Annotated in this window: 19 protein-coding genes; 12 read left to right on the top strand and 7 right to left on the bottom strand. The window is 64.5% G+C overall.

Annotation, left to right across the window (positions count from 1 at the left end; all coding sequences use genetic code 11):
• Nucleotides 1-15: 15 nt before the first annotated feature.
• From cheW to flhD, 7 genes are all read right to left on the bottom strand, one after another.
• The gene (cheW, locus tag V6V88_RS11135; RefSeq protein ID WP_056316575.1) at nt 16-516 is read right to left on the bottom strand and encodes a chemotaxis protein CheW; all 501 of its coding nucleotides are present in this window, start codon (nt 514-516) and stop codon (nt 16-18) included.
• Between the two features lie 16 nt (nt 517-532).
• Nucleotides 533-2695 carry a chemotaxis protein CheA gene (gene cheA, locus V6V88_RS11130; protein WP_338619272.1) on the bottom strand — a complete coding sequence of 721 codons (2163 nt, stop codon included), beginning with the start codon at nt 2693-2695 and terminating at the stop codon, nt 533-535.
• A 28-nt stretch (nt 2696-2723) separates the two neighbouring features.
• Nucleotides 2724-3104 (bottom strand): response regulator, encoded by a 381-nt coding sequence (locus V6V88_RS11125; RefSeq protein WP_056316568.1) that lies wholly within the window; start codon nt 3102-3104, stop codon nt 2724-2726.
• On the bottom strand, nt 3101-4096 hold the full coding sequence (motB, locus tag V6V88_RS11120; protein ID WP_223575355.1) for a flagellar motor protein MotB: 996 nt from the start codon (nt 4094-4096) through the stop codon (nt 3101-3103). Before motB ends, V6V88_RS11125 begins: the two co-directional genes overlap by 4 nt.
• A gap of 11 nt (nt 4097-4107) precedes the next feature.
• Nucleotides 4108-4977: a flagellar motor stator protein MotA gene (gene motA / locus V6V88_RS11115; RefSeq protein ID WP_062840907.1), complete on the bottom strand. Its 870-nt coding sequence runs from the start codon at nt 4975-4977 to the stop codon at nt 4108-4110.
• Between the two features lie 116 nt (nt 4978-5093).
• Complete coding sequence (gene flhC / locus V6V88_RS11110) at nt 5094-5672, bottom strand: flagellar transcriptional regulator FlhC (protein ID WP_056316560.1); 579 nt, start codon at nt 5670-5672, stop codon at nt 5094-5096.
• A gap of 34 nt (nt 5673-5706) precedes the next feature.
• Nucleotides 5707-6030, bottom strand: a complete 324-nt coding sequence (gene flhD, locus V6V88_RS11105; RefSeq protein ID WP_006219025.1) for a flagellar transcriptional regulator FlhD — start codon at nt 6028-6030, stop codon at nt 5707-5709.
• 426 nt (nt 6031-6456) lie between these two features.
• Between flhD and V6V88_RS11100 the strand changes: the two genes are divergently transcribed.
• The 12 genes from V6V88_RS11100 to V6V88_RS11045 all read left to right on the top strand — a co-directional run bounded on the left by V6V88_RS11100 (nt 6457) and on the right by V6V88_RS11045 (nt 21395).
• Nucleotides 6457-7212 (top strand): RNA polymerase sigma factor FliA, encoded by a 756-nt coding sequence (locus tag V6V88_RS11100; protein ID WP_056316558.1) that lies wholly within the window; start codon nt 6457-6459, stop codon nt 7210-7212.
• Nucleotides 7213-7393: 181 nt separating this feature from the next.
• Complete coding sequence (locus tag V6V88_RS11095) at nt 7394-8995, top strand: methyltransferase regulatory domain-containing protein (protein ID WP_142049173.1); 1602 nt, start codon at nt 7394-7396, stop codon at nt 8993-8995.
• A 227-nt stretch (nt 8996-9222) separates the two neighbouring features.
• Nucleotides 9223-10911, top strand: coding sequence for a flagellin (locus tag V6V88_RS11090; RefSeq protein ID WP_062840904.1), 1689 nt, complete (start codon nt 9223-9225; stop codon nt 10909-10911).
• Between the two features lie 257 nt (nt 10912-11168).
• The gene (locus V6V88_RS11085; protein ID WP_338619271.1) at nt 11169-14597 is read left to right on the top strand and encodes a methyltransferase domain-containing protein; all 3429 of its coding nucleotides are present in this window, start codon (nt 11169-11171) and stop codon (nt 14595-14597) included.
• Nucleotides 14594-15364, top strand: coding sequence for a glucose-1-phosphate cytidylyltransferase (rfbF, locus tag V6V88_RS11080; protein WP_063953479.1), 771 nt, complete (start codon nt 14594-14596; stop codon nt 15362-15364). The genes V6V88_RS11085 and rfbF overlap by 4 nt, the downstream gene beginning before the upstream one ends.
• Complete coding sequence (gene rfbG / locus V6V88_RS11075) at nt 15349-16419, top strand: CDP-glucose 4,6-dehydratase (protein WP_280001687.1); 1071 nt, start codon at nt 15349-15351, stop codon at nt 16417-16419. Before rfbF ends, rfbG begins: the two co-directional genes overlap by 16 nt.
• On the top strand, nt 16416-16973 hold the full coding sequence (locus tag V6V88_RS11070) for a dTDP-4-dehydrorhamnose 3,5-epimerase family protein (protein WP_152384164.1): 558 nt from the start codon (nt 16416-16418) through the stop codon (nt 16971-16973). Before rfbG ends, V6V88_RS11070 begins: the two co-directional genes overlap by 4 nt.
• Complete coding sequence (locus tag V6V88_RS11065; protein ID WP_280001689.1) at nt 16970-18214, top strand: class I SAM-dependent methyltransferase; 1245 nt, start codon at nt 16970-16972, stop codon at nt 18212-18214. Before V6V88_RS11070 ends, V6V88_RS11065 begins: the two co-directional genes overlap by 4 nt.
• Entirely contained in the window at nt 18211-19032 is an 822-nt protein-coding gene (locus V6V88_RS11060; protein WP_280001691.1) for an NAD-dependent epimerase/dehydratase family protein, read from the top strand. The genes V6V88_RS11065 and V6V88_RS11060 overlap by 4 nt, the downstream gene beginning before the upstream one ends.
• Nucleotides 19033-19788, top strand: a complete 756-nt coding sequence (locus tag V6V88_RS11055) for a cephalosporin hydroxylase family protein (protein ID WP_280001693.1) — start codon at nt 19033-19035, stop codon at nt 19786-19788.
• A gap of 20 nt (nt 19789-19808) precedes the next feature.
• Nucleotides 19809-20309 (top strand): acyltransferase, encoded by a 501-nt coding sequence (locus V6V88_RS11050; RefSeq protein ID WP_223575349.1) that lies wholly within the window; start codon nt 19809-19811, stop codon nt 20307-20309.
• Nucleotides 20310-20435: 126 nt separating this feature from the next.
• Entirely contained in the window at nt 20436-21395 is a 960-nt protein-coding gene (locus V6V88_RS11045; protein WP_280001696.1) for a hypothetical protein, read from the top strand.
• Nucleotides 21396-21444: the final 49 nt, after the last annotated feature.

The following is a 21444-nucleotide window of genomic DNA, read 5'->3' as shown; positions in this document are numbered from 1 at the left end:
CCGGCCGAACTCCGATCAGGAGGCGACCTTCTCCACCAGCGCCATTTCGTCGCTGGTCATCAGCTTTTCAATGTCCACCAGGATCAGCATCCGCTCGTCCACGGTGCCCAGACCGGTCAGGTACTCGGTCGACAGCGTGGCGCCGAACTCGGGCGCCGGACGGACCTGGCCGGCGTTCAGCATCAGCACGTCCGACACGCCGTCCACCACGATGCCCACGACACGGCGGTCGAGGTTCAGGATGATGACGACGGTCTGCTCGTTGTATTCGACGCGGCCCAGGTTGAACTTGATGCGCAGGTCGACGATCGGCACGATGATGCCGCGCAGGTTCGTCACGCCCTTGATGAAGGGCGGGACATTCGCGATGCGGGTGACCGTGTCGGCGTCGTAGCCGCGGATCTCCTGCACCTTCAGGATGTCGATGCCGTATTCTTCGTCGCCCAGCGTAAAGACCAGGAATTCGCTGCCGACATCTTCATTGCGCGCGGCTTGCGCTTGCGGTTTGGCTGCCATGATTTTTAGAGCTCCATCAATTCAGAACGGCTTCGGGCTGCGACCAGCGTTCCCGGTTGGCGCGCGCGAGCGCAAATACGTCGACAATCAGGGCCACGCTGCCATCGCCAAGAATGGTGGCGGCGGAAATGCCCGGGACCTTGCGGTAATTCGATTCCAGATTCTTCACCACGACCTGGTGCTGCCCGATCAGGTGATCGACCAGCAGCGCAAAGCGGCGGTCCTCGGCCTGCATGATGACGGCGATCGCCTGGGTGGGATCGGTCTGGGCTTCTCCCACCGAGAACACCCGGTGCATCTCGACCAGCGGCAGGTATTCGCCACGCACGTGCATGACGCGTTCGTTGCCGGCGACCGAGTAGATCTGGTCATTGGTGGGCTGCAGCGATTCGGTAACGTGGTTCAGCGGCAGGATGAAGGTCTCTTCACCCACGCGCACCGACATGCCGTCCAGAATGGCCAGCGTCAGCGGCAGCACGATGCGCGTCGTGGTGCCGTGGCCCGGCTCGCACGACAGCTGCACGTGACCGCCCATGTCCTGGATGTTCCGGCGCACCACGTCCATGCCCACACCGCGGCCGGAAATGTCCGTGACCTTTTCGGCCGTGGAGAAGCCGGGCGCAAAAATAAGCTGCCAGATCTCGTCGTCGGGCGAATTCTCGTTGACGGCCAGGCCTTGCGCCATGGCCTTCTTCAGGATCTTCTCGCGGTTCAGGCCGCCACCGTCGTCGCTGACTTCGATGACGATGTTGCCGCCGTTGTGCTGCGCGGACAGCACCAGCTGGCCGACCGGGTCCTTGCCCGCGGCGATCCGCTTTTCAGGCGTTTCGATGCCGTGGTCCAGGCTGTTGCGCACCAGGTGGGTCAGCGGGTCGATGATGCGCTCGATCAGGCTCTTGTCCAGCTCGGTCGCGCGGCCGTACGTCTGCAGTTCGATCTGCTTGCCCATCTTGCCGGCAATGTCGCGCACCAGGCGCGGGAAGCGGCTGAACACGTAATCCATCGGCATCATGCGGATCGACATGACGGCTTCCTGCAGATCGCGCGCGTTGCGCTCGAGCTGCTCCATGCCGTTCAGCAGGCGATCGTGCAGCACCGGATCCAGCGTGGAGGCGGTCTGCGCCAGCATGGCCTGCGTGATGACCAGTTCGCCCACCAGGTTGATCACCTGGTCGACCTTCTCAACGCCGACGCGGATCGAAGTCGATTCCTTGTCGGCGTGCGCGGCAGCGGACGCAGCGGGACGCGCGGCGCGGGCAGCCGGGGCGCCGGCTTCAGCGGCGGCGGGTTCTGCGGCGTGCGCTTCCGGCGCTTCGGCCACGCCCGGCGCTGCGGCGGGGGCCGGCTGCGCTACGGGCGCGGCGGGCGCCGCTTCGGCGGCCGCCGGTGCGGCGTCGCCGCCTGCCGGCGCGGCTTCACGAGCGATGCTCAGTTGGTCGCCGTCGACGATGAAGCAGCACACGGCCTCGATGTCTTCCGGCGTGCAGGTGCTGTCCACCCACACCGTCAGCACGCCGTTGGCGCGTTCGCTTGCCTTGACGTTGCCCAGATTGCCCATCTCTTCGAGCAGGGACGCGGCGTCCTTGTCCGACACCTTGGTGATGCGCACGCGCAGCGGCAGGCCATCCTGCGAACCGGACGCCGCGGCCGGAGCCGCCGGCTCGGCGGGCGCGGCCGGCGCGGGCTGGGGCGCCTGCTGCACCGGGGCGGGCGCCGGAGCCGGCGCAGCGGCCGGCGCAGCGGGCGCGGGTGCAGCTGCGGCGGCCGCGGCGGGATCCTTATGCTCCAGCGCAAGCTGCCTCAATACGGCGCAAATACGCTCAAACACGGCGTCATCGGGCTCTTCGGAGGCCCGATAGGCGTCCAGTTGGCTTTTGAGCACGTCTTTCGTTTCCAAGAAAATATCAATCATGTCCGTGCGCAGCGCCATTTCGCCACGCCGGATCGCGTCCAGAAGGTTCTCAAGCAGATGGGTCGTGCCCGCCAGCTGGTTGAAACAGCCGAACGTCGCCGCACCACCCTTGATCGAATGCGCCGCGCGAAAAATGGCGTTGAGCTGCTCGATGTCGGGCGAGCCCACATCGAGCTCGAGCAACAGCTGCTCCATCTGCGCAAGCAGTTCGTCCGCCTCGTCGAAAAAGGTCTCGTAAAACTGACTGAGGTCCAAACCAGAACTCATGACCCGTACGCCTTTCTAAATGAACCTGCTACGCGCCGGCCTGCTCGTCGAGCAGCTCGGTCGCCAATTCCACCAGCACATCGGGATCCACCGGCTTGGAAAGCCAGCCGCAAACGCCCAGATCCCGGGCTGCCATCTTGCTGTCCACGTCGTCCTCGGTGGTCAGCACCAGCACCGGCACATCCATGTACCGGTCCTCTTCGCGCAACCCCTGGATCAACTCCAGACCGCCCTTCACAGGCATGTTCCAGTCGCTGACGACCAGATCCACCGGGTTGGCCATCGCCACCTCGAGCGCTTCCTGGCCATTGCAGGCCGTCAACACCTTCCAGCCTGCGCCGGTCAGCGTCGCCTGAACGATCATCCGCATGGTCGTGGAATCGTCCGCCACGAGTATCGTTGCCGTCATTGCTGTCGAACCCCTTCAGCGGGCGGGGCGTTCACCGCCTCGCCCTGCTTGGTTGCCGTTGCGGCCTTGCTGGCGGCTTGCACCGCCTGCACGGCCGTCCCCACCTCGCGCGCATCCTTGGCGCTCAAATCCGCCGCTGCGGCGTTCTCGCTCTCGATGCGCTTCTGGGTGCTTTGGTTGAGCACCACCAGGCTGATGCGTCTATTAACGGCTGCATACGGATCATCTTTAACCAGACTCATGCTGGAAGACAGACCCTGGATGCGCATGACCTTGCTTTCGTTCATGCCGCCCGCCACCAGCTCCTGGCGCGAGGCGTTCGCCCGGTCGGCCGAAAGCTCCCAGTTGCTGTAGGCTCGCTCGCCGCGCGCATACTGCGACGCGTCGGTATGACCCGAGATGCTGACCTTGTTGGGCAGTTCATTGAGCACCGGCCCCAGCTCGCGCAGGATGTCGCGCATATACGGCTGCACTTCGGCGCGGCCGGTCGCGAACATCGGGCGGTTCTGGTTGTCGATGATCTGGATGCGCAGGCCTTCGGTCGTCAGGTCGATGAGCAGCTGCGGCCGGAAGGATTTCAGGACGGGGCTGGTCTCGATGACGTTCTCGAGGCGCTTCTTGAGATTTTCCAGGCGATGCTGCTCGCGGCGCTCGGCGTCGCCCATGGGCTGGGATTCGACCCGGTTGCCCTGGCCGCGGCGGACGTCGCCTTCGCTGCGCAACGGATCCTGCCCGCCGCCCGGCACGGCGCTGGTTTCGGCCGAGCTGCTGGGCCCGCCCGTGATGGCGACGCGCAGCGGCATGCGGAAGTATTCCGCAATCCCCTTGAGTTCTTCCTTCGGCACGATGCTGACCAGCCACATCACCAGGAAGAACGCCATCATCGCCGTAATGAAGTCGGCGTACGCGATCTTCCAGCTGCCCCCGTGGTGCCCGCCGCCCTTGACCTTCTTGCGGCGGATCACCACACGGTGATTATTTACCGTGCTCATGGCCCGCTCCGTCAGGCCTTGCCGGTCGACTTGGTCTGGCGCACGTGCTCTTCCAGCTCACCGAAGGTGGGCCGGACCGCCGAGAACAGCACCTTGCGGCCGAATTCCACCGCAAGCTGAGGCGGATAGCCGTTCATGCTGGCCAGCAGCGTCGTCTTGATGCACTCAAGCACCTTCATGGCCTCGTCCGTGCGGCGCTCCACGCGGGAGGCCAGCGGACCGACGAAACCATAAGCCAGCAAAATACCCAGGAACGTGCCGACCATGGCCTTGGAAATCAGGTCGCCCAGGATGGCGGGCGGCTGGTCCACGGCCGCCAGCGCCTTGATCACGCCCAGCACCGCGGCCACGATACCGAACGCGGGCAAGCCGTCGGCCATCTGCTGCAGCGCATGAGCCGGCACTTCGCGCTCGTGGCGGTAGGTTTCGATTTCCTCGTCCATGAGCGTCTCGATTTCAAACGAGCTCATGTTGCCGCTGATCATGATGCGCAGGTAGTCCGTGATGAACTCCATGAGCTTCTCGTCTTTGGCGATACGGGGATATTCGCTGAAGATCGGGCTGGAGCCCGGATCCTCGATGTGCGATTCGATGGCCATCAGGCCTTCGCGGCGCGCCTTGTTCAGCAGCACGTACAGGAGCGCCATCAGCTCCATGTAGACATCCTTGCCGTAGCGCGAGCTCTTGAGCGCGTCGGGAAGCGCCTTCTTGACCAGCATCAGCGACTTCTTGCTGTTGCCCGCCAGGAAAGCCCCGAACGCCGCACCGAAGATCAGCGTCAGCTCGAAGGGCTGGTAGAGCGCGCCCAAGTGTCCGCCCAGCGCCATGAAGCTGCCGACGACCGACACGATCACCACAAGAAAACCGATAACAATCAACACAACGGGCCCCTGCCAACGAAGTCTATAACTTGCGTCAATGATCCCCTGTCCCCCCTGCCCCAAAAAGGCGGGTTAGGGGGTGTTTTCCAGGGCTTTTGATGTATTTGGACGCCCGATCAGGTCGGAGCGGCGGTCGCAATGGGGGCTGCACGGGTGCCGGCACGTGCCTTGGCGGCCGCCCGCGTCTTGCCCGCGCGGGGTGGCGGACGGCAGATAGCGCACACAAAATCCGACTGGGGATCATGGGCATGGGCAATGAAATGGCCGCCACACTGCCGGCACGCAGAAAGCTGCAGCATGCCGCTGTCGAAGAATCGCACCAGCATCCACGCCCGGGTAAAGCTCAGGACGGGCTCGGCATCCGCGGCTTCCTGCCCCGCGTTTTCGAGATACAGGCGATACGCGTCGATGGTGGCGCGTATGCCTTTGCTGGTGGTGCGCGTATTCAGAAACGAATACACGTTATAGAAGAGAGAGGAATGGATATTCGGCAGCCAGGTCATGAACCAGTCGACCGAAAAAGGCAGCATGCCCTTGGGTGGCGAGCAGCCGCGGATCTCGCGATACAGGCGGGCGAGGCGATCGTGGCTGAGGCTGGTTTCAGCCTCAAGCACCTGAAGGCGCGCGCCCAGCGTAATCATGGAGCTGGCAAGCAGAATGTCGTCCGCTTCCTGGGAAACGCTCTTGGAGGCCATGACAGGTGTGTGTCCGAGTGGGATTCGCGGGCCGTCAGGCCAGTTCTTCGACAGGCTGCTTGGCGAGCAGGATGGTGGCGTGGGCTTGTTGCAGCGCACCACCCAGCACATCGTGGGTCAGCGCCGACAGCAGGCTGTAATCGTCGAAACGGAAGCGGCACAGCAGCGAGCTGGAGCTGGCCAGTTTTACCAGTTGCGCCGGCGAAAGGCGCATGAGAATGTCAGCGACTTCATTGCTGAACCCCAGGCGGAACATCGATGCGGCATAGTCATCACGCAACATCCGCTGAGCCAGTAACAAATATGACAGATTCACTTCGCGAATATCTGCCAGCAAAGAATTTTCTACTTGTTGCACGCCGTACTCCCTATCCCTATCCCACCCGAGGGGCTTGATTACTCATAGCGCAGGCAACGTTTGTTGCCTGTCCGCTCGCTGCATCCTGTTTTAATGCGAAATGTATCATTTGTTCGCAATTTAAGTAAAATTTACCACAGGTCATGTCATTTTCTATGACTTATATGACAAATCTTTGTTGATGTTGCGCAACGTGCCTTTCTAGACACACCTTGACATACAAGTTCGTGACAAATTTTGGTCAATTTGCCAAATAAGCATTCAAAACGTTGCGTACTTCCTGAAATGAACGGCCGCCCATTGCCGACAATGCCATCTTGACGATTCCCTAGATTCGCCCGCATTACCGTAGCCGCGCTTGTCGACAATGTCGCAAATTGACAACATCGACCGCGCTTCACGATCGACTCCGCCAGAATTCCCGCAATGCCCCACGCAGATGACAGCCTGGTCGAATATGCGCCGCTAGTTCGGAAGCTGGCCCTGCAATTGCTCGCCCGTTTACCCGCCAGCGTCGAACTCGACGACCTGATACAGGCCGGCATGATCGGCCTGCTCGACGCCGTCCGCCGTTACCAGGAAACCGCGGACGCTCAGTTCGAGACCTACGCCACGACGCGCATTCGCGGCGCGATGCTCGATGAGCTTCGCGGCCAGGACTGGCTGCCGCGCAGCGTGCGCACGAAAGCCCGCAAGATCGAACAGGCGATCCAGTTTTTGGAACAGCGTTTGATGCGCGCGCCGACTGAAGCCGAGATCGCCAAGCAGCTAGAACTGCCGCTGGACGAATACCAGACGCTGCTGCACGACGCGCAAGGCGTGCAGATCGTTCACTATGAAGACTTCACCACCGAGCCCGATTCGGCATCGGGTCAGGCGGACTGGTCCGCCACGTTGAATCACGGCGCGCCCAGCGGCAATCCGCTGGACTCGCTATTGGCCGGCGACTTCCGGCAGGCCTTGGTTCACGCCATCGACGCCCTGCCCGACCGCGAAAAGCTGTTGCTGTCGCTGTGTTACGAGCAAGGGCTGAACCTGAAGGAAATCGGCGCGATCATGAATGTGACCGAGGCGCGGGTGTGCCAATTGAGGTCGCAGGCGACGGCGCGGATACGCGCAAGGTTGAAAGATCAGGCCTGGCAGGAATTGCCGCAGGAAGGGCAGATCGCGCAGATCATCTGATTTTCCCCCGCGGCGGAATCGGGGCGATTTTCAGCCGGCACGGATTCAGGGGGAAAATCGGACCTTGTTCATGCCTTCCGGGTCGCAACGGGGCTGCTAGCCTTTCGGTCTAGCCCACAAACTTGTGCGCCGCGAACCGCGAGAGCCTCGCAGTGCACCACGACCCTCCCGGAATTTCGCCATGAGCGCACCCGACCGCTTGACGCAGGCCATTTCTGACGCCTACGACGAAACCCCCTATCTTTCCCTGCCGTTTTCCTACACGGCGCCCGGCAGCCTGCGCGCCGTGGCGCATCTGTATGGCATTTCCGCACCTGAATTGAATCGCGCGCGCGTGCTGGAACTCGGCTGCGCGGCGGGGGGCAATCTGCTGCCGTTCGCGATAGCGTATCCCGACGCCCGCGCGGTCGGCGTCGACCTGTCGCCCCAGCAGATCGAAGCGGGCCAGCGCGCGGCAGAGGCCGCCGGCGCACGCAATCTCGATCTGCACGCCATGAGCCTGACGGACATCACGCCCGAGTTCGGCACGTTCGACTACATCATCTGCCACGGCGTCTTCAGCTGGGTGCCGCCGGAAGTGCGCGACGCGATTCTGCGCATCTGCAGGGAGAACCTCGCGCCCGAGGGCATCGCCTATATCAGTTACAACACCTACCCGGGCTGGAAGGCGTCGGATGTCCTTCGCGACGCCATGATGCTCAACAGTTTCGGGGCGCAAACGCCGCAAGAAAAGGTGGCGCGCGCCAAGGACATGCTGAACCTGATTGAAAACGGCCTTTGGGAAAATAATCCCTTGCAGTCGGCGCTGCGGCATTCCGCCCAGCAGTTGCGGGGGCAAAGCGACCACTACCTGCTTCACGAATACCTGGAAGCCGTCAACACGCCCTGCTATTTCCTGGAGTTTGCCGCCGCAGCCCAGCAGGCCGGCTTGGCCTACCTGACGGATGCCGAACCGCAATTGTCCTTTCCCTCGACGTATGGCTCTCGGGTTGCGCTGGGCCTGAATGGGCTGGCAGTGAACGCCGGCCGCGAGATGCGCGAACAGTATCTGGACTTCGCCATCGGCCGCTCGTTCCGCAAGAGCCTGCTGATTCACGCCGAGCGGGCCGGCGCAATCCTTGAGCAGCCGGAGGGCAGCGCTTTCACAGGCATGCACCTGGCGGCCGACCTGCGTCTGCAGGCCGGCACCGCGGCGCCTGCGCAGCAACGGCAGTACCTCACGGCGCGGGGCGCGACACTGACGTCGCACGACCCGATTGCGCATACGCTGATGGACCTGCTGGGCCAGTCCTGGCCGCAGTCGGTGTCGTTCGAAGCCATCCGCGAGGCCGCGAGCAAGCATGCACCCGCCGCCACGCAGGACGAGATGACAGCAGCGTTGCTGGCCCATGTCATCGCGCTGGTGCAATCGAATGCGCTGCACTACCGCCTTGAGCCTGCGCAATACCAGGCCCCGCAATCCAAGCCGGCGCTCATCGCGGGCGCCCTTGATCTGCTGCCCGAAGCCACCCGCCAGAACACACAGGTCAGCCTGCACAATCTTTGGCACCAGGGCGTGACGCCGCCGGCCGATCCGCTGAGCCGGCACATCATGACCCTGATGGACGGATCCCGAAGCGCGACCGAGCTGCGCAGCGCCGTGCGTGATGCTTTGACGACCGGAAAGCATCCGCATCCGAATGGCCAATCGTATAAGGGCGCCCGCAATCTGGAGCCCGTCGCCCAGGAATTCTTGAATTCCCTGCTGGCTGAACTGCGCCGCAGCGGCCTGTTGCTGAACTGAGTGCCGTGCCCCCTGCCGGCTCGCCCAGAGGGCGCCGGCAGGAAAACCAGGCGTCCATCGGCCAAATTTACGATTGGCAAAAAAAAAACCTAAAGATTGATTTTGGACTGCCGTAATCCTGGCAACGGAGAAATTCGAAGACACAAGTCAAAGAATTCTTCCCGTTACAAAGATGGGCGGCCCCGCTGCCCGGTTTGAAGAAGCCTTTCTCTCTTGGGAGCCTAAACATGGCTGCAGTCATCAATACCAACTACTTGTCGCTCGTTGCTCAGAACAACCTGAACAAGTCGCAATCTTCCCTGGGTACCGCCATCGAACGCCTGTCGTCGGGCCTGCGCATCAACAGCGCCAAGGACGACGCCGCCGGTATGGCGATTGCCAACCGCTTCACCGCGAACGTCAAGGGCCTGACCCAAGCCGCTCGTAACGCCAACGACGGCATCTCGCTGGCTCAGACGACCGAAGGCGCCGCCTCGGAAGTCAACACCCACCTGCAACGCGTTCGCGAACTGTCCGTGCAAGCCGCCAACGGCAGCTACTCGCAAGAACAGCTGAACTCGATGCAAGACGAAATCAACCAGCGTCTGTCGGACATCGATCGCATCTCGCAACAAACCGACTTCAACGGCGTGAAGGTTCTGTCGGATTCGGCCAAGCCCCTGACGCTGCAAGTCGGCGCCAACGACGGCGAAACGATCACCCTGAACCTGACCGAAATCAGCGTCAAGACCCTGGGCCTGGACGGCTTCAACGTCAACGGCTCGGGCGTGACCCAGAACCGTTCGGCCACCGTGTCGGATCTGCAAGCTGCTGGCGGCACCGCCGTTGGTAACGACTGGACGGTCACGACGACGCACGCTGCCGCTACCGCCGACCAAACGTTCGCCAAGCTGGAAAACGGCAACACCGTCAGCGTGGGCACCGGCGCCACCGGCGTCACCTACACGTACGACGCTGCCAACAAGAACTTCACGTTCACCGACAAGTCGGCTTCCGACGCTGCTGCCGTTACCGCCCTGGCCACCTCGCTGCGCCCGGCCACCGGCACCGTCTCGGCCACCTACACGCACAGCAACGGCTCGGCTTCGACCTCGTTTGACGTCGACGCGACCGGCAAGGTCACCATCGGCGGCCAAGACGCCTACCTGGACGCCGCTGGCAACCTGACCACCAACAGCTCCAGCGCCACGGCAGCTACGCTCGACTCCGTCATGGCTGCAGCCTCGAACGGCAGCGGCGGTGCCGGCAACTCGTCGGTCTCGATCGGCGGCAAGACGTACCAGAACACCGGCACGGCCAACCAACTGACGTTCACCAACACCATCGCTTCCGATGCGCTGCTGGCCAACGTCAAGGCCGACGCCACCGCCGGCAACGTGATCATCAAGCTGGGCCAAGGCATCACCAGCGCCAACGTCACGTTCACCAGCGGCAAGTCGACCGACACGTACGTCGACGACAAGGGCACGTTCACCACGACCAAGACGTACGACACGACCTACACCGTTGACCCCAACACGGGCAAGGCCACGGTCAAGAGCGGCACGGGCACCGGCGACTACGAAGCTCAAGTCGGCAAGGAAGCCAAGGTCAACAGCTCCGGCAAGCTGACCACGGAAGACACCAGCAAGGGCACGAAGACGACCGATCCGATGAAGACGCTGGACGCCGCCTTCACGAAGCTGGACAAGCTGACCGGCGAACTGGGTGCTGTGCAGAACCGTCTGGAATCGACGATCGCCAACCTGAACAACGTGGTCAACAACCTCTCCAACGCTCGTTCGCGTATTCAAGACGCCGACTACGCCACGGAAGTGTCGAACATGTCCAAGGCTCAGATCCTGCAACAGGCTGGCACCTCGGTTCTGGCGCAAGCCAACCAAGTGCCGCAAACCGTGCTGTCGCTGCTGCGTTAATTCTCAGCAAGCAGTACGAACAGCCAGGAAAGCCACGGCTTTCCTGGCTGCAGACCGGGCAAGGTCCTTCGCGCCTTGCCCGATCGCCCCAAGAACCCGCTCCTGGCGGGTTTTTTTTCGTCTGCCGCACGCGGGACGCTTTGGGGAAAGTGGCGCTGAATTCCGACGCTGATTCGCGGAATGAACGGAGGTGGCGGTTCGTAGAATTGCCAGATTCCTCGTACTCCGGGCCTCGCGCCTGTCCGTCACCCGCATCCATGTCGACTCCGGCCTACCATCACCGCCAGGCAACCGCCGAACCGGGACTTCTGGCGACCAGCCACTCCCCCCTGAACCTGCAGGCCACCGCCTATCTTTATGGCGTCGAAGCGCCGGCGCTGGACAAGGCGCGGGTGCTCGGCGTGGGCTGCGGCACGGGCAAGGGCCTGTTTCCCTTCGCCTTGGCCTACCCCGAGGCGCGCGTCACGGGCATCCACGCGTCCGAAGCGGTCATCGCCCAAGGCAGGGAGATGGCCACCGCGCTGGGCCTGACGAATCTCCAGTTGCTGGCGCAGGACTATGCCGAACTGGATCCGGGGACCGCCCCGTTCGACTACATCATCGTCACCGGCCTCTACAGCTTTTTGCCGCCCGACGCGGCGCAAGCCTTGCTGCAACGCTGCGGCCAGCTACTGTCGCCCAATGGCATCCTGTACGTGGACTACCACGTTTACCCGGGCGCCAAGGCCCAGGAAGTCGTACGCGACGCCATCCTGCTGCACGCCCATGCCGCGCAGACCGAAGATCAGTTCCGCGCCAGCGCGCTGGCCGCACTGACGCTCTTCAAGGAAGGAATTGCGGGATTCAACCCGATCGGCAATCCTCTGGCGGTGGCTGCCGCACAATTCCAGCGCGCCTTTGATGGCCAGACGCAGGACACGGTGGCCCCCATTGCCAGCAATCCCTGCTACTTCGTCGAGTTCGCGGGACGCGCCGCCGAGGCAGGACTGGGTTACGTGGGCGACGCCCAACCGCTGTCCGAAATCGCGCTGCACATGGGTCAGAACGTATCGCTGACCCATAGCCTGCTCACGATGGGCCAGCCGGCCAGCGTCAGACAGCAATATCTGGACTTCGCGACCGGTCGGGGATTCCGCCAAAGCCTGTTCACCACCCAGGCCGCCGCCGAACAGTCGCAGCCGCGCGCGGACCTGAACCGGTTCAAGGACCTGCGTTGGGCGTGCGGGGCGCAACGGCTCGCCGCCAACGGGCAGGAAGTCGGCGCGACCTATGTGAACCACCTGGGCCGCGGCCTGGTGACTACCGACGCGCACATGGTCAAGCTGATGGACACGCTTGCCCATGCCTGGCCGGGTTCCCTGCCCTATACAACGCTGGTGGCCGTGCTTATGCACGCGGAAGGGCTGGACGACGGGGCGGCGCGCAAGCTGCTGGACAAATCCCTGACCACACTGATCGAGCACGATCTGGCGCATTTCTGCCTGGATGCGGGCCCCTACGACCGTGAAGACAATGCACAGGTCCGTCCGGTTGCCTGCGTGAACGTGGCGCTCTCCGAAACGTTTGCGGACGGGGTTCCGCTGCGCTTTAACCTGTGGCACGAACCGGTCAGGCTGATCCTGACGCCCGACTTCCAGACCATGGCGGACCGGCTGGCCCAAGACCTGCCGCTGCTTGAGGTCAGCACCGCCCCCGAGTCCGCGGCTGAAGGCATTCCCCGAGACACCTCTGGCCTACTGGAACTGCTTGGGCTGCTCAAGCGCTACGGTTTGCTGCAGGGTTCGGCGACCGCGTGGGCCGCGCGCCTGAACGAGGCGCTGACCGCAAGCCAGGGCGACGCGCAGCTCTTTGGGCTGTACGCCGGCGCCCTCGCACGCGTCAGCCTCAATCAGCGCATTCTGGCCGCCGGCTCGATGGCGGGCGGCCTGCCGCCCGCGGCCGCGTCGCTTGCGATGCGCATCCAGGACCTGCTGACGGAACGCCAATATGACAAGGCCGAAGGCTTGGCGAGGCAGCTCGCCAAGACCGTGCCGGGCGCTTCAGCCGCGTGGGAGCCCCTGGCCGTGACCCTGTGCAATTCCGGCCGGTTCCGCCAGGCGCTTGCGCCTGCGCTGAAGATGCTTGAGCTGGCGCCTGCGCGGGCACAAAGTTACATCGTCCTGTCGTCCTGCCTGACAGCGCTGACCCGAACGTCCGAAGCCATCGGCGCCGCGCGCCGGGCCGTGGAACTTGCGCCTCGGGATGCGTCCACGCATGGCGTGCTGGGCGATGCACTGTGTTCGGAACTGCGCTACAAGGAAGCGCAGGCTAGCTGCCTGACCGCGCTGTCGCTGGATCCCTATCAGGAAAAGGCCCGTACGAACCTGGGCAAGATCCTCCTGGACCGGGGCGATGCCGAAGGCGCCGTGGCCGCAGCGAAGGCCGCGGTGTCGCTGGCCCCCAAAGCACTCATCGCGCACAACAACCTGCTGTTCTCGCTGAATTATTCGCCCTCCGCGAGCGCGGAGGAAGTATTCGAGGCCTATCGCCAATTCAATCAGGTCCATTGCGAGGGCCTGCGCTCAACGTGGCGTCCGCATGCCAATCCCCGGGATGCGCGGCGCCGCATTCGCGTGGGCTACGTGTCTCCGGACTTCCGCCAGCATTCGGGCAACAATTTCATCGAGCCGCTGCTGTCCCATCACGACCGCGAGAACCTGGAGCTGCACGCCTACGCGGAATTCGTCGCGGAAGACCCGGTCACGACCCGCTTCAAGACCTATTTCGACGCCTGGACGCCCACCGCGGGCATGAGCGATGCGGCGCTCGCCGACCGCATCCGCGCGGACGGCATCGACATCCTGATCGACGTCGCGGGCCACACGGGCGGCAACAGGCTGGGCGTCTTCGCCCGCAAGCCGGCTCCCATCTCGTTGACCTGGCTGGGCTTTGGCTACACCACGGGCCTCACCGCCATCGACTACATCATGAGCGACGAAGTGATGGCGCCCACGGGCAGCGAAGCGCTGTTCTCCGAAAAGCCATGGCGGCTGCCCGACAGCAATTTCGTCTATCGCGCAGGCGCGGGCATGGGCGATTGCAACGACCTGCCGGCAAAGAAGAACGGTTTCATCACCTTCGGCAGTCTGACGCGCGCGATCCGCATGAACGACAAGGTGGTCGGCGTGTGGGCCGAGATCCTGCGCCGCGTGCCGCAGTCGCGCCTGATCGTCAATAGCAGAAGCTATAAGGACGGCCCGATGCGCGAAGAGCTGGCAAGCCGCTTTGGCGCGCACGGCATCGCGCGCGACCGTCTGCTGATCGGCTGGGACAGCCCTCCGTGGGACATCCTGCGCAGCATGGACATTGGCCTGGACTGCTTCCCCCACAACTCAGGCGTGACCCTGGTCGAGACCCTGTACATGGGTGTGCCTTACATCACGCTCGCCAGCCGCCCCAGCGTCGGACGGATCGGCAGTTCGATCCTGCATGGCATCCAACGGCCCGAATGGGTCGCGCAGTCCGAAGTGGAGTACGTGGAGAAAGTCGTCGCGCTGGCCAGCGACCTGCCCGCCCTGGCAAGCATCCGCGCCGGCCTGCGCGACGAAATGCAAGCGAGCCCCCTGATGGACGAACCCGCCTTCGCGCGAAAGTTCGAAGGCGCGCTGCGCGAAATGTTCAAGAACTGGTGCGAAACCCAAGCATGAAAGCAATCATCCTGGCCGGCGGCCTTGGCACCCGGATTTCCGAAGAGACCCACACGCGTCCCAAGCCGATGATCGAAATCGGCGGGCGGCCCATCCTGTGGCACATCATGAAGACCTATTCCGCCCACGGCGTGAACGACTTCGTGATCTGCTGCGGATACAAGGGCTACATGATCAAGGAGTACTTCGCCAACTACTTCCTGCACATGTCCGACGTCACGTTCGACATGGCCGACAACCGCATGGAAGTGCATCAGCGCAAGGCCGAACCGTGGCGCGTGACCCTGGTGGACACCGGCGAGAGCACGATGACGGGCGGCCGCTTAAAGCGCGTGGCCGACTATGTGAAGGAAGACGAGGCGTTCTGCTTCACGTACGGCGACGGCGTGGCCGATATCGACATCACCGCCCTGCTCGCGTTTCACCGCAAGCATGGCAAGGCCGCGACGGTCACGGCCGTGCAGCCGCCGGGGCGCTATGGCGCGTTGCGCCGCGAAGGCGATCAGGTCACGGGCTTTGCGGAGAAACCGCGCGGCGACGGCGGTCTGATCAACGGCGGCTTCTTCGTGCTGTCGCCCAGCGTCCTCAAGCTGATCGAGGACGACGACTGCACGTGGGAACTGGGTCCGCTGGAAACGCTGAGCCGCGAAGGCCAGCTGCACGCGTACGAACACCTGGGCTTCTGGCAGCCCATGGACACGCTGCGCGAAAAGAACCTGCTGGAATCCCTCTGGAGCACGGGCAAGGCGCCATGGAAAGTCTGGTAACGCCCAGCGCAGGATTCTGGCGCGGCAAGCGCGTCCTTGTGACCGGTCACACCGGCTTCAAGGGCGGCTGGCTGGCGATCTGGCTGCAGCGGCTGGGCGCGCAGGTGACGGGCATTGCCCTGCCGCCGTGCACGCAACCCAGCTTGTACGAGGCCGCCCGCATCGGCGACCTGATCGACAGCCGCCATTGCGACATCCGCGACGCCGCTGCACTGCGCGAGCAGGTGATGGCCGCCCGTCCGGAGATTGTGCTGCATCTGGCCGCGCAGGCGCTGGTGCGCCCGAGCTATGCGCAGCCCGTGGAGACGTTTGCCGCCAACATCATGGGCACCGCCCATCTGCTGGATGCCCTGCGCGCCACGCCCTCGGCCCGGGTCGCGGTCATGGTCACGACCGACAAGGTCTACCGCAACAACGAATGGCCCTACCCGTACCGCGAGAACGACGCATTGGGCGGACATGACCCTTACAGCGCCAGCAAGGCCGCCAGCGAACTGGTCATTGCGTCCTATCGCGACGCCTTCCTGCGTGAGCAGGGCCTGGCCGTGGCCAGCGCACGCGCGGGCAACGTGATCGGCGGCGGCGACTGGTCGGCTGAACGCCTGCTGCCCGATGCCGTGCGCGCCTGGCAAGGCGGCGGCGATCTTCATGTGCGGCGGCCCCAATCGGTGCGCCCGTGGCAGCACGTGCTGGAACCGCTTGCCGGCTACCTGACCCTGGCGGAATCGTTGTGGAACGCGCCTGACCTAGCGGACGCCTACAACTTCGGGCCCGATGCGGCCGAGGCAGCGTCCGTGCGCACCGTCGTGGATCTGGCCCAGGCCGCGTATGGCAAGGGCCGCGTGGTCTATGCCGAGCAGATCGAAGGTCCCCATGAAGCGGGGCTGCTGACGCTGGACACGTCCAAGGCGCGCGCCGTGCTGAAAGTGGCGCCCCGATGGCCGCTGGCGCAGGCGGTCTTGCGCAGCATGGACTGGTACCGGCGCTTTGACGCGGGCGAGGACGCGCTGCCGCTCTGCCATGCCGATATCGACCAGTACGAGGCGCATCCATGAGCCTGGGCGTTCTCGACACCCCGATTTCGGGCCTGAAGGTCGTGCAGCGCCATCCGCGCGGCGATACCCGCGGATTTCTGGCGCGGCTCTTCGATGCATCCGATCTGGCCGCGTGCGGCTGGACGGGGCCGGTCGCCCAGGTCAACCACACCTACACCGCGCAGGCCGGCACCCTCCGTGGCATGCACTACCAGTTGCCGCCCTTTGCAGAGATGAAGCTCGTAAGCTGCATCCGGGGCGTGGTCTGGGACGTCGCCATCGATCTGCGGCAGGGTTCGCCCACGTTCCTGCAGTGGCATGCGGAACGCCTGTCAGCGGACAACGGCCGCGCGCTGCTGATTCCCGAAGGCTTCGCCCACGGCTTTCAGACACTGAGCGACGACGTGGAAATGCTGTACTGCCACTCCGCCCCCTATGCCCCGCAGGCCGAGGCCGGCCTGCATTTCCAGGAGGCCCGCGTCGGCATCTCCTGGCCCGCCCCCCCTACCCTCGTGTCCGAGCGCGATCAGCAACACCCGCGCCTGGACGCTGCTTACTCTGGAGTCGCACTGTGAAGTGCCGCCATTGCCAGGCCGAACTGCGCCTGCCCTTTCTCGATCTGGGCCACGCGCCGCCGTCCAATGCCTACCTGAGCGAAGCGGCGCTGCGCGGTCCGGAGACCTGGTTTCCCCTGCGCATTCTCGTGTGCGAATCCTGCTGGCTGGTCCAGACGGAAGACCACGCGGGCCGCGAAGCCCTGTTCACCGACGACTACGCCTACTTCAGCTCGTTCTCGTCGTCGTGGCTGGCGCATTCGCGCCGCTACGTGGCCGCGATGATCGGCCGCTTCGGCCTGGGCAAGGACAGCATGGTCGCCGAGATCGCGGCCAACGACGGCTATCTGCTGCAGTATGTCAAGGACGCCGGCATTGCCTGCTATGGCGTGGAACCCACGGCCAGCACCGCGCAAGCGGCACGCGACCGCGGCATCGACATCGTGCAGCGCTTCTTTGGCGTGGAGCTGGGCGACGAGCTCACCGAATCGGGACGCGCCGCGGACCTGATCGCCGCCAATAACGTATTGGCGCATGTCCCGGACATCAACGACTTCGTGTCGGGCTTTGCCGCGCTGCTCAAGCCGCAAGGCGTGGCGACGTTCGAATTTCCGCACCTGCTGCGCATGGTGCAGGAAGGCCAGTTCGACACGGTCTATCACGAACACTATTCCTACCTGTCGCTCACGGCGGTATCGCGCATCTTCACGGCCAACGGCCTGTCTGTGTTCGACGTCGAGCACCTGAGCACGCACGGCGGCAGCCTGCGTGTCTTTGCGCAGCGGCTGGACACGGGCAAACACGAGACTAACGCCGAAGTCGCGCGCACCCTGGACGAAGAGCAGCGGGCTGGCGTCGGCACTCCGGATTTCTACGCGCGCTTCCAGCAGCAGGCCGAGCGGGTCAAGAACGACCTCCTGGCGTTCCTGGTCGAGCTGCGCCGCGGCGGCAAGCGCATCGCCGCCTACGGCGCGGCGGCCAAGGGCAACACGCTGCTGAACTTTGCCGGCGTGCGCCCCGACCTCTTGCCGTACGTGGTGGACCTGAACCCCGCCAAGCAGGGCAAGTACCTGCCCGGCAGCCATATTCCCATCGTCGCCGAAGCCCGGCTGCGCGAGGACCGGCCCGAGTACATCCTGATCCTGCCCTGGAACCTGAAGACCGAAGTGTCGGAGCAGCTTGCCTACGCCCGCCATGATTGGAACGCCAAGCTGGTCACGGCGATCCCGTCGCTCTCCATCGACAGCGGTCCGCACGCATGAACCACCGGCCGGTCACCGTTCTGGGCGCCTCGGGCTTCATCGGCCGCCACCTGGTCGCGCGCCTGCGCGCCGATGGCGTCGCCTGCGAAGCGCCGCCGCGCCAGGATGCGGACCTGTTGAGCCGCCCGCTGGGACACGTGATCTACGCCATCGGCCTCACGTCGGACTTTCGCAGCCGTCCACTGGATACCGTGGAGGCCCACGTCTGCCTGTTGCGCAGCCTGCTCGCGCACGGGGATTTCGACAGCCTGACCTACCTGTCCAGCACGCGCGTGTATTCGGGCGCCGCCAGCACGCGTGAAGACGCGGCGCTTCGCGTCAATCCGAACGACCCGAGCGACCTGTACAACCTGTCCAAGCTGATGGGCGAATCGCTTTGCCTGCATGGGGGCCGGCCGGCCAAGGTGGCGCGCCTGTCCAACATCGTCGGCCTGCGCGACACGCCGGACAGCTTCATCGACCAACTGCTGGAGGAAGGTGCACGCGACGGCCGCATCACGCTGCGCACCGCGCTGGAATCCCGCAAGGACTATCTGCACATTGACGACGCCGTGTCGCAGATCATGGCCATCGCCCTGTCGGACGCGGCCGGCATCTTCAACGTCGCGCACGGCGCCGGCGTGGAGAACCGCGAGGTCGCCGCCTGCGTGCGGGACGTGCTGGGCTACCCGTTCTCGGTGGCGCCCGGTGCGCCGGCGTGGGCGTTCGACGACATCGACGTGCAACGCACGCAAGCGCTTGTCCGCCGCCCCCCGCGTCCGTTTTCCGAATTTTTCCCGAATTTTCTAGCGCAGTACCGCCTGCACAAAGGAATCTGAATGTCCTACCTTGAAACCACGCCCGACGCGCACCCGGAATACCGCCAGGAGAAGGAAGCCCGCATAGCCGGCTTCGCCAAAGACCAGGAGTTCCGCGAGCTGTCCATCGCCTGGCGCCAGATGGCGCTGGAGCGCAAGTACATGAACAACTTCTCGTGGGCTGGCCGGCCGCTCATCCAGCTGCCGATGGACGCCATGGCCATGCAGGAACTGATCTGGGCCGTGAAGCCGGACCTCATCATCGAGACGGGCATTGCCCACGGCGGTTCGCTGATGCTGTCGGCATCCATGCTGCAACTGCTGGGCGCCGGCGACGTGGTCGGCGTGGATATCGAAATCCGCGAACACAACCGCAAGGCCATCCAGGCCCATCCGCTGGCCAAGCGCATTCATCTCTTCGAGGGCTCCAGCATCGACCCGGCAACGATCGCGCAAGTGCGCGCGCATGCCGAGGGCAAGAAGAACATCATGGTGTGCCTGGACTCCAACCACACCCACGACCACGTGCTGGCTGAATTGAACGCGTACGCGGATCTCGTCAGCGTGGGAAGCTACTGCGTCGTGTTCGACACCTTCGTGGAAGACATGCCGGCCGACTACGAATGGCCGGGCCGCCACTGGGGCAAGGGCAACAACCCAAAGACGGCCGTGTGGGAATGGATCAAGCAGCACCCCGAGTTCGAGATCGACCGCTCGGTCGAAGACCGCCTGCTCGTCACGTCGGCGCCGGACGGCTTCCTGCGCCGCGTGGCCTGATCGCGCCACGGTCTGACAGCATGATCCACATCGATCCCACCGCGCGCGTGTCCAAGCTTGCGGATATCGAGGATTCGACCCGCGGCACCCGCATCGCGGTAGGACCGCGGGCGGTGATTGACGCCTTCGTCAAAATCAAGCCCGCGGGCGGTTCGGGCGATGTCGAGATCGGGCCGGAATGCGTCATCAATTCCGGCTGCGTGCTCTACACCGGCAACGGCATCCGCATGGGCGCGCGCGTGGCCGTGGCCGCCAACTGCACCTTTGCGCCAGCCAACCACGAGTTCCGCCGCCGCGACCTGCCCATTCGCGAACAAGGCTTCCGGCCCAGCAAGGGCGGCATAGTGATCGAGGACGACGTCTGGATCGGCGCCAACTGCGTGCTGCTCGATGGCGCCATCCTGCGCCAGGGTTGCGTCATCGCAGCCGGCAGCGTCGTGCGCGGCGAGATCGAGGCCTATTCGATACAAGGCGGCAATCCGCTCAAGCTATTGGGACGACGCGAAGCGACGGGCGGCTGACGCCGGCGGTCCGCCCCGCGCGCATATTTTCTCGAAGCGCCCTATTTTCCGTCCTATTCCCCGGTTGGCCCCTGCGGACTTGCTTCATAATTGCCTCCGCAGCTTTGTATCCATATTTTTCACCCGATGACCGCCACGCCTCCAGATCCACTCGCTACGCAGCACGACGGCACTCCGGATCCAGACGGCCAGGGGCCGGCGGACACGCGGACCCAGCGACTGCAGGAAGAAAACCGCGCCCTGCGCGAACTGCTGGCCGCGCAGGTGCACGCGTCGCTGCCGCGGCAGGACCCGGGCTGGTTCAGGCGCCTGGGCTGGTGGCTGATCTCGGCGCCCGGCGCGGCGCTGGTCGGGTGGCGCAGCCTCTTCGGGCGCGACGATGGCGAACCCGTCACGCGCCGCAGCGTGGGATGTGCGGCGGTGACCGTAATCTATACGCTCGCCATTTATGGCGCACTGGTGCTGCTCGTCGTGTCGTGGAATTCGCCCAACACGGCAACGTCGGGCTCGACAGCCGCCAGTCCGGTGCGCGTGCCCCTGACTCCCCTGCCGACCCAGCCGCCCGAATCGGATGCGGCCAACAAGCGCGCCGCGCCGTCACCGGAAGGACGCCAAGAAGACAAGCCGACTGATTCCTCGCCGGATCGGCCGGCGCCGGATGCCTCCTCTTCCGCGGCAGACCGGCAGGTGACGGACGCTGCTTCTTCCGCGTCGAATCAGGCCGCGCCGGCTTCTTCAGCGCCGGATCATGCCGACGGGGCTTCTTCGGCGCCGGATCATGCCGACGGCGCTTCTTCGGCGGCGGATCATGCCGCCCCGGCGGCCGCTTCCGCCGAACCGGCTCGCGCTGCGGCCTCCCCATCATCTGCCGAACACTCAGCCACCGGTCCGCAGCCGTCGCTGCGCATCACCGTCATCCCCGCGCCGGACCCGATGGCGTGGGTCGCCGCGCTGGATGGCGAACTGGAACGGTGCGCGGAACTGGGTTTCTTCGAGCGTCCCGAATGCGCATGGGCAGCGCGCAAGCAATTCTGCGAACCCAATCAAGGCTGGGGCAAAGTGAAGGAATGTCCGGCGCAGCCTTAGTGCGCCAAGGCCGCTCATGGCACGGCGCGCCCATAACCCGCAGAGGCTG

The sequence above is a fragment of the Achromobacter sp. E1 genome, from assembly GCF_037039475.1.
GTDB classification, from domain to species: domain Bacteria; phylum Pseudomonadota; class Gammaproteobacteria; order Burkholderiales; family Burkholderiaceae_B; genus Achromobacter; species Achromobacter mucicolens.
The sequence above is the reverse complement of the archived record's forward strand: the minus strand, read 5'-3'. Positions and strand labels throughout refer to the sequence as shown.